The organism is Citrobacter sp. XT1-2-2, from assembly GCF_023516235.1.
In the GTDB taxonomy this organism is placed as follows: Bacteria; Pseudomonadota; Gammaproteobacteria; order Enterobacterales; family Enterobacteriaceae; genus Citrobacter; species Citrobacter werkmanii.
In genome coordinates, this window is record NZ_CP097324.1 from 4943347 (window position 1) to 4958279 (window position 14933).

At 53.6% G+C, this 14933-nt stretch carries 12 protein-coding genes and 4 tRNA genes; 5 read left to right on the plus strand and 11 right to left on the minus strand.

Annotated elements, in window-relative coordinates; translation table 11 throughout:
• Nucleotides 1-34 precede the first annotated feature (34 nt).
• Nucleotides 35-238: a lipoprotein gene (locus M4I31_RS23545; protein ID WP_032940199.1), complete on the minus strand. Its 204-nt coding sequence runs from the start codon at nt 236-238 to the stop codon at nt 35-37.
• Between the two features lie 138 nt (nt 239-376).
• Here M4I31_RS23545 and cyaY point away from each other — a divergent pair, with 138 nt between their 5' ends.
• Nucleotides 377-697, plus strand: coding sequence for an iron donor protein CyaY (cyaY, locus tag M4I31_RS23550; protein ID WP_038634515.1), 321 nt, complete (start codon nt 377-379; stop codon nt 695-697).
• A 76-nt stretch (nt 698-773) separates the two neighbouring features.
• On the opposite strand, the gene cyaA is transcribed toward cyaY, so the two are convergent.
• Nucleotides 774-3320: a class I adenylate cyclase gene (gene cyaA / locus M4I31_RS23555; RefSeq protein WP_038634518.1), complete on the minus strand. Its 2547-nt coding sequence runs from the start codon at nt 3318-3320 to the stop codon at nt 774-776.
• A gap of 394 nt (nt 3321-3714) precedes the next feature.
• Between cyaA and hemC the strand changes: the two genes are divergently transcribed.
• From hemC to hemY, 4 genes are read left to right on the plus strand one after another with little or no spacing between them, the layout of a single operon-like run.
• Nucleotides 3715-4656, plus strand: a complete 942-nt coding sequence (hemC, locus tag M4I31_RS23560; protein ID WP_038634520.1) for a hydroxymethylbilane synthase — start codon at nt 3715-3717, stop codon at nt 4654-4656.
• The gene (hemD, locus tag M4I31_RS23565; protein ID WP_085049774.1) at nt 4653-5393 is read left to right on the plus strand and encodes a uroporphyrinogen-III synthase; all 741 of its coding nucleotides are present in this window, start codon (nt 4653-4655) and stop codon (nt 5391-5393) included. Before hemC ends, hemD begins: the two co-directional genes overlap by 4 nt.
• Before the next feature lie 21 nt (nt 5394-5414).
• Nucleotides 5415-6590, plus strand: a complete 1176-nt coding sequence (gene hemX, locus M4I31_RS23570) for a uroporphyrinogen-III C-methyltransferase (RefSeq protein WP_038634526.1) — start codon at nt 5415-5417, stop codon at nt 6588-6590.
• 2 nt (nt 6591-6592) lie between these two features.
• Nucleotides 6593-7792 (plus strand): protoheme IX biogenesis protein HemY, encoded by a 1200-nt coding sequence (gene hemY / locus M4I31_RS23575; RefSeq protein WP_038634530.1) that lies wholly within the window; start codon nt 6593-6595, stop codon nt 7790-7792.
• A gap of 524 nt (nt 7793-8316) precedes the next feature.
• Here hemY and M4I31_RS23580 read toward each other — a convergent pair.
• The 9 genes from M4I31_RS23580 to wzxE form a co-directional block, all read right to left on the minus strand.
• A tRNA-Pro gene (locus M4I31_RS23580) sits at nt 8317-8393 on the minus strand.
• Nucleotides 8394-8434: 41 nt separating this feature from the next.
• Nucleotides 8435-8520, minus strand: a tRNA-Leu gene (locus M4I31_RS23585).
• Nucleotides 8521-8540: 20 nt separating this feature from the next.
• Nucleotides 8541-8616 (minus strand) — tRNA-His (locus tag M4I31_RS23590).
• 56 nt (nt 8617-8672) lie between these two features.
• A tRNA-Arg gene (locus M4I31_RS23595) sits at nt 8673-8749 on the minus strand.
• A gap of 102 nt (nt 8750-8851) precedes the next feature.
• Nucleotides 8852-10237, minus strand: a complete 1386-nt coding sequence (locus M4I31_RS23600) for an amino acid permease (RefSeq protein ID WP_038634533.1) — start codon at nt 10235-10237, stop codon at nt 8852-8854.
• Nucleotides 10238-10513: 276 nt separating this feature from the next.
• Complete coding sequence (gene wecG, locus M4I31_RS23605; protein WP_069325088.1) at nt 10514-11254, minus strand: lipopolysaccharide N-acetylmannosaminouronosyltransferase; 741 nt, start codon at nt 11252-11254, stop codon at nt 10514-10516.
• Nucleotides 11254-12609: an ECA oligosaccharide polymerase gene (gene wzyE / locus M4I31_RS23610; protein ID WP_038634539.1), complete on the minus strand. Its 1356-nt coding sequence runs from the start codon at nt 12607-12609 to the stop codon at nt 11254-11256. Before wzyE ends, wecG begins: the two co-directional genes overlap by 1 nt.
• The gene (locus M4I31_RS23615; RefSeq protein WP_085049773.1) at nt 12606-13685 is read right to left on the minus strand and encodes a TDP-N-acetylfucosamine:lipid II N-acetylfucosaminyltransferase; all 1080 of its coding nucleotides are present in this window, start codon (nt 13683-13685) and stop codon (nt 12606-12608) included. Before M4I31_RS23615 ends, wzyE begins: the two co-directional genes overlap by 4 nt.
• The gene (gene wzxE / locus M4I31_RS23620) at nt 13682-14932 is read right to left on the minus strand and encodes a lipid III flippase WzxE (RefSeq protein WP_085049772.1); all 1251 of its coding nucleotides are present in this window, start codon (nt 14930-14932) and stop codon (nt 13682-13684) included. The genes M4I31_RS23615 and wzxE overlap by 4 nt, the downstream gene beginning before the upstream one ends.
• Nucleotide 14933 lies beyond the last annotated feature (1 nt).

Consider the following 14933-nt stretch of genomic DNA (forward strand, 5'->3'; position numbering starts at 1 on the left):
ACGCGGGTACAGAAATGTAAATCTATTCCTGCCGTCAGTAATTCACCTGAGAAGGGCCGTCGCTGATCCCACGATCGTTTTTCTCGGGCGTGGTGGATTGCGATTGCGGCTGAACGCTCTTGGTCGGGGGCGGCGCGGTTTTATCTGCTGGCGGGAAATAGAGCGGGCCTTTTAGCCCACAGCCCGTCAGGCTGAACAGAGTTAAAATGACAGCGAGTGGCTTTAACACGTTTTTCATTATGGATTGCCTGTAAAGTTCATGCTTTCTGTTTTCTATCATCGCAGGAGAAGGCGTAAAAGCAAGAGTTAGCCTGTAATCTGCAACGCGTTTTGTTTCAGGTTATACTGCCGTCATCACGAAAAACAGGATAAGAAAATGAACGACAGTGAATTTCATCGCCTTGCCGACACTCTGTGGATGACCATTGAGGAGCGTCTGGATGACTGGGACGGCGACAGCGATATCGATTGTGAGATCAACGGCGGCGTGCTGACCATCAGCTTCGAAAACGGCAGCAAAATCATTATTAACCGTCAGGAGCCGCTGCACCAGGTGTGGCTGGCAACCAAACAAGGCGGCTACCACTTTGACCTGAAAGGCGACGAGTGGATCTGCGACCGTAGCGGCGAAACGTTCTGGGATTTGCTGGAGCAGGCGGCAACGCAGCAGTCGGGTGAAGAGGTGAGCTTCCGTTGATTTTTTGCCGGATACGCTTTGCTTATCCGGCCTACAGTAGGCCCGGTAAGGCGTAGCCGCCACCGGGCGAAAAGCCTCAGGAGAAATACTGCTGCAACATCGGCGTGTCGTTATCCTGATTAGCTGGCGGGACTGGGTTGAGCGGCTGGGTACGGAACGGAATCACCTGCGCACGTCCGTCGGTTTTCACAATCTGATAGAACTGCGGCAGGTTAAAGTTGATGAAGCTGGAGCCGTAGGTAAAGCGATCGTGCGACGATGAATAGAAGCGGCTGACATCACGTACCAGCTCTTCTTTGCTTCCCTCGCAGTGGTGATACACCTCCGCACGGTTACTCTCATCCAGTATATAAATATTAAAGCCCTGCTCATCGCCCGTTTCTTCGAAAAAGAACTGAATGATCCCTTCACTGGCAAAGCCGTCCACCACCGACGGGAGTTTCACGTGGTTCGTTTCAACCTGGACGGAAAGGCCGTGCAGTTTGTTGTGTGAAATCGCCCCATAGAATTCGATGGCGTTTTCCAGTTTCTGTACCGATACGTTCAGACGCTCGAAGAACAGTCCCCACGTCTGACCAGACACGCGCAGCGCTTTGAAACGCCCGGTTTCCTGGCGGGTACTGGAAAGGCGCAGCTCGATACACTCAGAAACCAGTTGCTGCACGCGGGTACGGATTAACCCACGCAGATGCTGGCTGTAGCAGAACACTTCGACGCTATCCGGCGGCGCGGCATCCTGGTGCATTTTGCCCAGAATCGTTTTTAACGCTTCAATCATCGCCTGCTCGCCGTTGAAGTGCAGCGTACGTACTTCATTCCACGAGTTGCGGTACAGCAGGTCGACGCTCCCTACCAGGCAATTTTGCTCTTCGCCAAAGCTGAAGACGTCCAGCTTACGGAAATCAAAATGCACCACCTGATTACGGAATGCGGTCGTCGGGTCATATTCAAGGTTAACGATAATCGCCAGATGGCGAATTTCGCACGGGCTGTAGAGCGCTTTCGGCGTTGGTGCCGGCAGGCGCAGCGGGAAGTGGTGCGATACATCGGCGACCATTTCCTGCAGCTTCGGCAAATCGACAATGCCGTTGCCCTTAATAAACAAATGCGTACGCGATGTCAGCAGACCGTTGAACCAGGCCCACGCCACCAGCTTGTTGAGATAGCGGTTATATTCCAGCGGCTGATGGCTAATGATCGAATCCATATTTGGCGCGCGGTTGTAGAGATACCAACCCGAACGGTTGGCGCGGCCCGGCGGCACATGGATAAAGGTCAGGTTCGGTTCTGAGAGGTCCGGAGATATTTGCGGGTTCACCAGCGTTACCTTACCCGGCAACGCTTCAAACGCGGCATACAGCTTACGGGTCAGCACGCCGATATCCTGCGGACTGGCGCTAACGCTGAGGTTATTGCGCCGCGCAAAGCGGATCAGATTACGATAGCTCTGCATCATCGCATCAAGCAGTTCGTTATGCGCTTCACGTACCTGATCAATCTTCCAGTTAGCGCGGTTATCCAGCATTGTCAGACGGGCTTCGTCCCAGCCCCATTCTTGCACTAACTGACTTAATACTTCACGACGCCAGCCCACGCAGGCGCGCTCGCGGCTCAGTTTCTCACACACTTTTAAGTAGAAACATCGACGCACTAAATCCAGGCGCGTCGGGTCTTCGATCGCCGTGAGATATTCGGTCACACGCTCCAGCATCATGCAGTAGGGATCGAGACCAAAAGAGACGATCTCGCCATCGTGCAGGCGCTGTTTAATGTCTTTCGCCAACAGGCGAGGATTGGGATATTCCCAGGAGTAGGCTTCCAGCAGCAGCGTCTTCAGCACCGCTTTGTACGGGGAATCGATACTTTTGTATAACTGCCAGAGGCTGGCGCCAAAGTACTCTTCGGCGGAGAGCGAACTGAGTCCGCCGAGATCCAGCCATTCGTTTGGCGTTAATACGCCCTGCGCGTAGAGCTTCATGACGTAATCGTCGTAATGCTCTTCTTCGTCGCCCGGCACCATATTCCACAGAATACGTTTGCCCGCGAGGCGCACAGCGGTGCGATAGAATTCATCAAGCAACAGGATATGCTGCGTCGAGCCACAGTCTTCACCACCAAGACTGCCGCTTTCATTGTGACGGAAACGGTTTTCATCAATCAGGAAGAAACTGACTTCCACGCCCAGCGAAGCGGCCCAGCTTTCGAGCAGGCTACATTTACGCTGCAACAGCTGGCGCTCTTCGCTATCCAGCCAGGATTGGTGGCAGACCCAGATATCGAGGTCGGAAGAACAGCTTTGCCCTACCGAAGAGGTGCTGCCCATTGAGTAAACGCCGGTGATCGGCAGTTCGCCCTTGGGAGGTTCCTGCGGTGACATACCGCGGTACAGTTCGAGTTCGTTGAGGTAGTGGCGTTGGGTTTCATCAGGCGTGTAAAAGCATATGCCTTTGGGAACGTTACCATCGAGGTAACCCGGCATCAGAGGGTGGTGGTAGTGCAATAATGTCGGCAGCAGACTGTATACCTGCTGGAAAGCAGGTCCCATGGCAGCAAGCGCGCGATCCACACGCAGTTGATTTATGGCATCCAGTCTCTGTTTCAGAGTCTCAATATAGAGGTACAAGACGTATCGCCTGATGTTGCTATCCGTCATGTTGTCGATTACTGCGGCGCAAGCGCTCACAATAATCGTCATCAATTCGGATAAACCGTATGTCAAAAATAACCGTTACCTGTTTTTCGCCCGTATTTTTTTGTGCGGTACAGCCGAAAAAATGGTCTAAAACGTGATCAATTTAACACCTTGCTCATTGACCGTAAAGAAAGATGCGCTACATACAAGTGTAGCACCGTTCGTTACGTGTAAATTCCTTCATACGGTCGGAAGGTTTCTCGTCATTATTCACTGCCACTGATGATGCAGCAGCTTTTCCTCTCACTTACGTTTGAGCGTAACGCTGACATCCCTTTGATAAGGATGTTAGGATGGTCAATGATTGATAATGACGGTAACAAGCATGTTAGACAATGTTTTGAGAATTGCCACACGCCAAAGCCCCCTTGCGCTCTGGCAGGCACATTATGTCAAAGACGCCTTAATGGCAAATCACCCCGGTCTGATCGTGGAACTGGTTCCTATGGTAACCCGTGGCGATGTGATCCTTGATACCCCGCTGGCAAAGGTCGGAGGGAAAGGGTTGTTTGTTAAAGAGCTGGAAGTCGCGCTGCTGGAAAAACGCGCCGATATCGCCGTGCATTCCATGAAGGATGTGCCGGTTGAATTCCCTGACGGTCTTGGACTGGTCACCATTTGCGAGCGAGAGGATCCGCGTGATGCTTTCGTCTCAAATAAGTACAACACGTTGGATGACCTTCCCGCAGGTAGCATTGTCGGGACATCCAGTTTGCGTCGCCAGTGCCAATTGGCAAAGCGTCGCCCGGATCTCGTCATCCGTTCGCTGCGCGGCAACGTCGGTACGCGTCTCGGCAAATTGGATAACGGCGATTATGACGCCATTATTCTGGCGGTCGCTGGGTTAAAACGTTTAGGGCTTGAGTCGCGAGTCCGTACCGCACTGCCGCCGGAAGTCTCCCTGCCCGCAGTCGGGCAAGGCGCCGTCGGCATAGAGTGCCGACTGGACGATATGCGTACTCAGGCGTTGTTAGCGCCGCTCAACCACGAAGAGACCGCGCTACGCGTAACAGCCGAACGCGCCATGAACACTCGCCTCGAAGGGGGATGTCAGGTGCCTATCGGCAGTTATGCCGAACTCATCAACGGTGAGATTTGGCTACGCGCGCTGGTCGGCGCGCCTGACGGATCGCAGATGGTATGCGGGGAACGTCGCGGCGCCGCGCAGGATGCTGAACAGATGGGCATCTCTCTGGCAGAAGAGCTCCTGGAGAATGGTGCGCGCGCCATTCTGGCTGAAGTTTATAACGGAGAAGCACCCGCATGAGTATTCTGGTCACCCGCCCGTCTCCCGCAGGGGAAGAGTTAGTGAGCCGTCTGCGCACACTGGGGCAGGTGGCCTGGAGTTTTCCGCTCATCGAGTTTTCCCCGGGTCGGGAACTGGCAACACTCGCCTCCCGACTGTCGGCGCTGACGGATAACGATCTGGTTTTTGCCCTCTCGCAGCACGCTGTCACCTTTGCCGATGCCGAACTTCAGCAACAAGGGAAAAGCTGGCCTTCCCTTCCGCATTATTTTGCCATTGGTCGTACAACGGCGCTGGCACTGCATACTGTTAGCGGCTGCAATATTCACTATCCTCTGGATCGGGAAATCAGCGAAGTCTTGCTACAATTACCTGAATTACAAAATATTGCGGGAAAACGCGCGCTTATTTTACGCGGCAACGGCGGTCGGGAACTGATAGGTGAAACCCTGACGGTGCGTGGAGCCGATGTTGATTTTTTTGAATGTTATCAACGCAGTGCAAAAAATTACGATGGTGCGGAAGAAGCAATGCGCTGGCAATCTCGCGGCGTGACCACGGTGGTGGTCACCAGCGGTGAGATGTTACAACAGCTCTGGTCGCTCATTCCGCAGTGGTATCGTGAGCACTGGTTACTACGCTGTCGGCTGCTGGTCGTCAGTGAGCGTCTGGCGCACCTCGCCCGGGAACTGGGCTGGCAAGATATTAAGGTCGCTGATAACGCCGACAACGATGCGCTACTACGCGCATTACAATAACTCTCATAATGGGATGCCATAATGACGGAACAAGAAAAATCCTCCGCCGTGGTTGAAGAGACCAGGGAGGCCGTGGAAACCACAGCACAGCCAGTCAATACTGAAAAAAAGGGTAACAACAGCACGGCGCTGATTCTGAGCGCGGTGGCGATTGCTATTGCGCTGGCAGCAGGTGTGGGTCTGTATGGCTGGGGGAAACAGCAGGCAACAACGCAGACGGCAACCAGCGATGCGCTGGCGAACCAGCTGACGGCGCTGCAAAAAGCGCAAGAAAGCCAAAAAGCTGAGCTGGAAGGCATCATTAAACAGCAGGCAACGCAGCTTGATGAAGCCACTCGCCAGCAAGCCGCGCTGGTCAAACAGCTTGATGAAGTACAGCAAAAAGTCGCCACTATCTCCGGCAGCGATGCTGGGACATGGCTGCTGGCGCAGGCTGATTTTCTGGTAAAACTGGCTGGTCGTAAATTATGGAGCGATCAGGACGTTACCACCGCCGCGGCGCTGCTGAAAAGCGCCGACGCCAGTCTGGCGGATATGAACGACCCGAGCTTAATTGCCGCCCGTCGCGCGATTACTGACGACATCGCGAGCCTCTCCGCGGTAACTCAGGTCGACTATGACGGCATTATCCTGAAAGTGAATCAGCTCTCTAACCAGATTGATAACCTGCGTCTGGCCGACAACGACACCGACGATTCACCGATGGACTCCGACAGCAGCGAGCTGTCCAGCTCAATTAGTGAATGGCGCGTCAACCTGCAAAAAAGCTGGCAGAATTTTATGGACAGCTTTATCACTGTTCGCCGTCGAGATGAAACCGCCGTCCCGCTGCTGGCGCCGAACCAGGACGTTTACTTACGTGAGAACATTCGTTCTCGCCTGTTAGTAGCCGCCCAGGCCGTACCGCGTCATCAGGAAGAGACATACCGCCAGGCGCTGGAAAATGTCTCTACCTGGGTACGCGCCTACTACGACACCGACGATGCAACCACCAAAGCTTTCCTGGAAGAGGTAGACCAGCTGAGCCAACAAAGCATCAGTATGGATGTGCCAGAAACACTGCAGAGCCAGGCTATTCTCGACAAATTAATGCAGACCCGCGTGCGTAATTTACTGGCGCAGCCTGTCACAGCGCCGGTTGCCGCCGCTCCTGCTCCTTCGGCAGACACCCCGGCAACCGCGCCGCAAGGAGAATAATGATGCTAAAAGTATTATTACTCTTTGTACTGTTGATTGCCGGGATCGTCGTTGGTCCAATGATTGCCGGTCATCAGGGCTACGTGCTGATCCAAACCGATAATTACAACATTGAAACCAGCGTGACGGGCCTGGTGATCATCCTGATCGTCGCGATGGTCGTCCTGTTTGCGATTGAATGGCTGCTGCGCCGAATTTTCCGCACTGGCGCGCATACCCGCGGATGGTTTGTCGGCCGTAAACGTCGCCGCGCCCGCAAGCAGACTGAACAAGCGCTGCTCAAACTGGCGGAAGGCGATTATCAGCAGGTTGAAAAGCTGATGTCGAAAAACGCCGATCATGCTGAACAACCGGTAGTGAATTACCTGCTGGCGGCAGAAGCGGCCCAGCAACGCGGCGATGAAGCGCGCGCGAATCAACACCTTGAGCGTGCAGCTGAACTGGCCGGGAATGATACGATCCCGGTAGAAATCGCTCGCGTTCGTCTGCAACTGGCGCGTAATGAAAATCACGCCGCGCGCCACAGCGTAGATAAGCTGCTGGAGGTGACGCCACGTCATCCGGAAGTGCTGCGTCTGGCTGAGCAAGCCTACATTCGCACCGGCGCATGGAGTTCGTTACTGGATATCATTCCATCTATGGCTAAAGCGCATGTGGGTGATGAAGAGCACCGCGCAATGCTGGAACAACAGGCATGGGTGGGTCTGATGGATCAGGTTCGCGCCGATCAGGGCAGTGAGGGGCTACGTACGTGGTGGAAAAACCAGAACCGTAAAACCCGTCATCAGGTTGCCCTGCAGGTAGCGATGGCTGAACATCTGATTGAGTGCGACGATCACGATACGGCTCAGCAGGTCATCATTGACGGTCTGAAACGTCAGTATGACGACCGTCTGGTGCTGCCGATCCCGCGCCTGAAAACCAACAACCCGGAACAGATAGAAAAAGTGTTGCGCCAGCAGATTAAGGCCGTTGGCGATCGCCCGTTGCTGTGGAGCACGCTGGGGCAATCGTTAATGAAGCATGGCGAATGGCAGGAAGCCACGCTCGCCTTCCGTGCTGCGCTCAAACAGCGCCCGGACGCCTACGACTACGCCTGGCTTGCTGACGCGCTGGACAGGCTGCATCAGCCGGAAGAAGCCGCCACCATGCGCCGTGATGGTCTGATGTTGACGCTGCAGAACAACAATCCCCCGCAGTAATTCCCTCTTGCCCGGTGGCGCTTCGCTTACCGGGCCTACCGTCTACACAAAATCATTCAAGATGCATCAAGGCGGCAAGTCTGGGAATCCCCAAGAGCTTACATAAGTAAGTGACTGGGGTGAGCAGACGTAGCCAACAAAGAGGCAGCTTGAAGGATGACGTGTATATGCATAAAAAAACGCCCGCTCGGTAAGGAGCAGGCGTTAAACAGGTCTGTATGACAACATAATGGGTGCTTCACTCAACGTTATGTCCATGGTGTTTGATGAGGCATGAGCGACATCTGTCTGTGGACGATAAGCACCGTAAACGGCTCTGCATCATTCCTGAGTTTATGAGGCCTGATGGCGAACATAAGAGATGGAATGAGCATCTACCCGTATATTATTGCACAACGCATGCCACGATTGCACTGCAAAAACTATGGATTCGAACTTTTTAAGACATCAGGTAATTCGCGAGAATAAAGGCTGAGGAGGGAAAATCAGAAAACAAAAAACCCCGCCGAAGCGGGGTTCAAAATTGGTCGGCGAGAGAGGATTCGAACCTCCGACCCACTGGTCCCAAACCAGTTGCGCTACCAAGCTGCGCTACTCGCCGTTTTACTGCTTTTTGAATTTTTAGTTCAATTCTTTAAGTCGTGGTGCGAGGGGGGGGACTCGAACCCCCACATCCTAAGGACACTAACACCTGAAGCTAGCGCGTCTACCAATTCCGCCACCTTCGCATTTCACAACTTTAAATTAATGGGGTGGCTAATGGGATTCGAACCCACGACAACTGGAATCACAATCCAGGGCTCTACCAACTGAGCTATAGCCACCACTGCAAATCTTTTACGCGGTATTAAAACCACCGCAGCTCCGGCACCTAACTAAATGGTGCGCCCGACAGGATTCGAACCTGAGACCTCTGCCTCCGGAGGGCAGCGCTCTATCCAGCTGAGCTACGGGCGCTTAGCGCCGTTGCGGGGCTGGATATTACGGAGGTCTCGGTCTTCTGTCTAGTGCTTTTTTAAAATAAATTATCGTTTGGTCATGGTTTGTGCGTTTTGTCGCTTATTCCCGCAATTTATGGGCTGTGCCATGACGATTCAGACCAAAAACCTTATAAATGAGCGTCACAGCCAGTAAGAAGATAATCCCAACAAACAGCGACATTCGGGTATCTTCATTAAAGTACATACCGATTAATACGCAAATCAGGAACGCCATCGTCAAATAATTCGCCCACGGGAACAGAATCGAGCGGAAAGGATGACTGGCGATCGCCGCTTTATGCGCCTGACGGAAACGCAACTGGCTTATCAGGATCACAAACCACGGCACCATCCCCGGCAACACACTGGCACTATAGACATAAACGAACACCCGTTGCGGATTGGGAATGATGTAGTTCAGGCACGAACCAATCAGCAGGATCGCGATAGAAATCGCTACACCGGCAACCGGCACGCCATGGCGAGAGACTTTTCCAACAACTGCTGGTAGCTGGCGATTCTTTGCCAGCGCGTAGAGCATACGCCCGCAGCTGTACATGCCGCTGTTACAGCCAGACAGTGCCGCCGTCAGGACCACAAAGTTAATAATCCCTGCCGCGGCGGTAATACCAATCTTGGCAAAAGTGAGAACAAACGGGCTGCCGTTGCTGCCGATCTCGTTCCACGGGAAAATAGTGACGATAACAAAGATCGCGCCGACGTAGAAAATCAGGATACGCCACAGCACCTTCCCCACCGCGCTACGCAGCGTGACCTGGGGGTTCTTCGCCTCACCCGCAGTAATGCCGATCAGCTCTACGCCCTGGTAGGAAGCCACGACAATACACAATGCCGTCAGAAAACCCTTCCAGCCGCCGGCAAAGAAGCCGCCGTGGTCGGTCAGGTTGCCAAAGCCAATCGCCTGACCGCCATTGCCAAAGCCGAAGAAAATGACCCCTAACCCAATAACGATCATCACAATGATGGTGGTCACTTTGATCATGGCAAACCAGAATTCAATTTCACCATACAGGCGAACCGCGGCGAGGTTTGCCAGCGCAACCAGCCCGACAGCAATCAGGGCAGGTATCCATTGCGCCATTTCCGGGAACCAGAACTGTACGTACACCCCGATGGCGGTAATCTCTGATATCCCTACCGCCATCCACATAAACCAGTATGACCAGGCGGTGAGATAGCCAAAGAAGGGGCTCATGTAACGGTGCGCGTAAACCGCGAATGAACCGGCAACCGGCTCGAGGAATAACATCTCCCCCATGGAACGCATAATGAAAAAGACGAACAGCCCCGCGACGATATACGCCAGCAGTACCGAAGGCCCCGCCCATTTCAGGGTACTGGCGGCGCCCATAAACAGTCCGACGCCAATAGTGCCTCCAAGGGCAATTAATTCGATGTGACGAGCCTCCAGCCCACGCTGTAGCTCAGGTTTGTTCTCGGCCATAAATCCTCTTGATGTGTTTGCATGCTGTCCGGTATTACCGGTTCTCGTTATGGGTACATCTTGTTATTCCATAACAGGCCATACGGCACCGACCGCTTAACGGTTGGCGCCAAAAACACCACGGCACTGTAATGATTGTTGCGAATGGTTTCCTAAAATCGCTTAAATGGCAATTAAAGCATTCAAAAAATGAATAGATTGTGCGAGAAAGCAGCGATTATGTTGTGAATAAGTAGCGTGATTAGCAGATCACGCTACTTATCAGAGGAGAGAGCATCAGAGGTTGCCGGTATAGTGCCAGCGGAGATAGCGCAACAAACGAAGTTGACGGGTGATACGGCTCGGCTGTGACAGTAAGCGATACAGCCACTCCAGCCCCAGATTTTGCCAGAGTTTAGGCGCACGCTTAACGTGACCGGTAAAGACGTCGTAGGTCCCCCCTACCCCCATATACAGCGCTTCAGGGTGGATCTTCCGGCAATCACGCATAAAAATTTCTTGTTTCGGCGATCCCATCGCTACCGTCACAATTTGCGCACCGCTGGCGTGGATACGTTCAAACAATGCCTGACGCTGCTCCGGCGTAAAATAACCGTCCTGGCTACCCACAATGTTCACATGCCACTGCGCACGCAATTTGGCTTCGGTTTGCGCCAGAACCTCAGGCTTGCCGCCAATCAGGAAAACCGGCGTTCCCTCCTGCCCGGCTCTCGCCATTAGCGCTTCCCAGAGATCGGCCCCCGCTACGCGTGAAATCTGAGCCTGCGGGAATTTTTTACGCACCGAACGCACCACGCTAATACCATCCGCATATTTGAACTCAGCGGCGTTAATCAGATCCCGTACTTCAGGGTTATCTTCTGCCGTCAGCATTTTCTCGGCATTGATAGCCACCAGCGTCCCAGGCCTGAGGCGTCCTTCGGCAAACAGGTAATTTAGCGCGTGTTGCATATCGCGCCAGCCAATCAGTTGTAGTCCGCGCAGCGAATAGAGTGGCGCAGTTGTGTTATCCGTCATTACGATCCTTCAATCTGTGTCCGGGGCAGCGATTTAATTCGTTTATGGATAAGTCCCGCGCTATCGAATAGCCAGAACAGCAGTTTTGCCACCAGCAGACAAACGCCAAAAATCACGAGGAAAAAGACCACTCGCGAGACAAACGAATCCAGTCCTTCACGTGCCAAAACGATCATATTGAAAATGGCGCCAAAACAGAAACTGTGCAAAATGGCCGCCTTGTAGCGATTGGTTTCGCGGTTACCTAATTCATATAGCCAGTCGAACCATTTAATGATTAACCCGACGACAATCGCGCCTAACGGTATAAACAGCGCCCCGCCCATCACCACCAGCGAACCAATTAACGTGGGTGAAATCGCCAGCCCCGAGTGGTTGTTCAACACTTCCCAGGTAAAGTAGTTCGCGGAGTTGAGAACGATACTCGGCCGCCCGGGCCACAGCCAGGTGGGGATAAAGACGTAGAAATCACGGACGATCGGCGCCAGCCCCTGGAACTCAATATTGTGGTAGTTCTGCAGCAACAGCGCCAGGTTTTCCCACGGCGAGAAAGTATCACGCGTCAGGTACAGGAACGTATAGAACGCCTCGTCACCGCTCACGTTCATCCCGTAGCGTTTCAGCGCCAGCCAGAACATACCGACGATGCCCAACACGCCTGCGGCGGCCAGCATCCACAGCGAAATCCAACCGCGAATAATGCCGATAAACAGGAAGATGGCAAACGCGATAATAATATTGGCGCGCGTTCCGCCGACAATCATATAGGTCAACAAGCCAAAAGCGACGGTGCTTACCAGGAAGAACAGCCACGCTTTGCTGTCCTGACGCAGAAAGTAGACCACCAGCATCGCCGGAATGAAGAAGTAGAAGAAGCGCTTTAACGCCACGCCAGAGACTTCACTGGAAAAAATCTGGCTGTAGGATTGCAGTCTGAACAGCAGGAACCCATTGTGCATAAAGAAGACGCCCACGCTCACCAACGCAATCGCCATCAGAATAACCCAGGTTAAATGGGCTTCAACGCGATTAATGGTAAATAGCGGCCTGCGCGGCTTATCCTCTACGCGCTTACGTAAACGCGTTTTATACGTCACGTAGTAAACGGCATAGAAGCAAGCGGCTGACAGCAAAGCCTGCAGCAGGATCTCCGGGGGCGCTACCGCCACATCAAAACGAAACACCAGGATGCTGGTCAGCGGGAATCCGAAGAAGAACGTTAGCAAAAACAGCAACGAGAAAAAGACGTTGAAGTTAAAACGCACGCGGCGGAATTCAAACCAGGTCAGCGTGGCGATAAACAAAGTGGAGAGCAGCCAGACCACCAGCAGCCCGCTGAATTGCATCAGGCTCATTTAGTTTCTCCTGAAGCAATGCGCAGCGCGTTATGCCACGGCTGCAGATAATTCGGACTAAAGAAGGTGATCGTATTTTTATCTACCAACGCCAGTTGCCGCTGCGCTTCGCGTACGAGACCTTCATTGAGTTGATCTGTCGTAAACAGAACCGGGATATTTTGCTCTGCCATATCCTGCCAGAAAGGATTTTCACGGTTGAGCACGCATGGGATACCGGCCTGGATCAACAAACATAAGGTGCCGATCCCTTGCTGACGAGCAAAAATAAAGTAGCCCAGATCGCACTGACGCAATAGTGCCAGATAGGCATCAAACTCCAGTTTTTCACTCAATATTTGCAAATTATCCGCGCTAAATAATGCCAGACCCGCCTGACGAACCTCGTCGATATAGGCCGTATTATTGGCCGGATACCCCATTGGCACGATCACATTCACCGTGTCACCAAACTGCTGGTGAACAGCACGTAGCGCGGCAATATGCTCATTGCTGCGATCGCCAGAGTTGCCAACCAACACCGTCATCTTACCGCTGCGCTGGCTTTCACTGCTCATATTATTGAGCGAGGGATCCATCCGCGTTGGGAAATAGAGCAGTTCGCCGCGAACGTGCGGATGCTGCCCGGCGAAATAACGTAAATCGCCTCGCGTAGCAAACACGCAGCCCACGCGATTCTGCGCCATGCGACGAATCGGGTAAAACAGGCGGAATTTCAGCCCACTGGAAACTTCATATAAATCCGCGCCCCAGATGTGCCAGTAAAACTGCTCCGGTTTAATTCCCCCGCTCAGCAGCGCCAGCCACAGGCTGGTGTTGAACTGACCATGAAAGAAGAAGCGCTGTTGGCGATCCGCTTTCGCCTTCGCAATAACCGCCTGGGCCAGCGCCTTTTTTCCGTCGTAGAAACTCAGCGATAACGCCGGGCAGCTCTCACTGAACCCAGCATCCTGGCCTGCAACCATAAACGTGCGCGCGTGCTCGCTCGTCGCAGCCAGCGAATCGTTAAAAAACCGCAGCACGGTGTGGTTATGGTGAGGGATATCCGATCCCAGAACGTGAATCAGTACAGTCATGCCCGCCTACGCCAGAGTAAAAACACGCCACAACAAAGAGAAAAATAGACGATGTATGTTGCCATATACGCCTGCGCTGCGCCCAGAGCACCCTGTGCCGGGATCAGCCAGTGGGCAAACGCCGTCAATAACATGAACTGGCTAATTTCAGCCAAAATATAAAACCGCAGCGACGCTTTCGCGATCACCAGATAACCAAAAACGTAGGCGCCAACTTTCAGTACATCGCCGACCAGTTGCCAGGCAAACAGGTCGCGCATGGCGGTAAATTTTGCGGAAAAGAGCAGCCAGATCGCAAAATCACGCAATAGCCAAACCGTAAAGCTCGCGGCGGCAACCGCCGGCAGCACGAACTTCAGCGACTTAATGACCTCGCGGGTAATGTCATGCTTTTCTGTCAGCCGCGACAACGTCGGCAGCAAGTAAACGCTGAATGAGGCGGTAATAAATTGCAGATACGCATCGGAGATACTGCTGACCCCCTGCCAGATCCCCACATCATCCCAGCTGTACTGTGCCGCCAGCAGGTTTCGCATCATCACGTATGCCACAGGCAGCGTTACAGAGGTAATCAGCGCCATCAGCGTAAACTTGCTTAACTGCCCTGCCAGACCATTGTCCCACGAGGGCTTCAGGTAATGCAGCGGAATAGTTCCACGTTTAAGCAGCATAATGATGGCAGGGATAACGACCAGCGCAGGCACCAGGGCCAGGCCCAGTAAAGCGCCTTCATAGCCCCCCAGGCGATAGCAGCCATAGTAAGCCACTACGCCAACCAGGCTACCCACAATCAGCGACAGCGCGTTGCCTGCCGCATCGCGGAAGCCTTTCATCAGCGCCAGCAGCAGGTTAGCCCAGGCAATGCCCATCTGCACCAGCGCAACCAGTCGAACCAGCCCCTGATAATGCGTATGGCCAAACAACCCCTGACTGATCGGCGCGGCCGCCAGCAGAAAAACCGCCGCCATCAGCGTAGAGAATCCCAGCACCATTGCGGAAGATGTACCGACCACCTTACGGAGCCGGGCCGGATCGTCATGGTGCTGCGCAACGTATTTCGTGACGCCGTTGAAAATGCCGGCTCCCGCCAACACGCCCAGCACGGTGACCATTTGGCGAAAATTACCCGCCTGACCCACACCTGCCGGGCCAAAGGAGACGGCCAATAACTTCACCACCAGCAGACCCGCCCCAATTTTTACCAGCGTACTGGCCGCCGTCCATAAGGACGCTTTAGCAAGCGACATA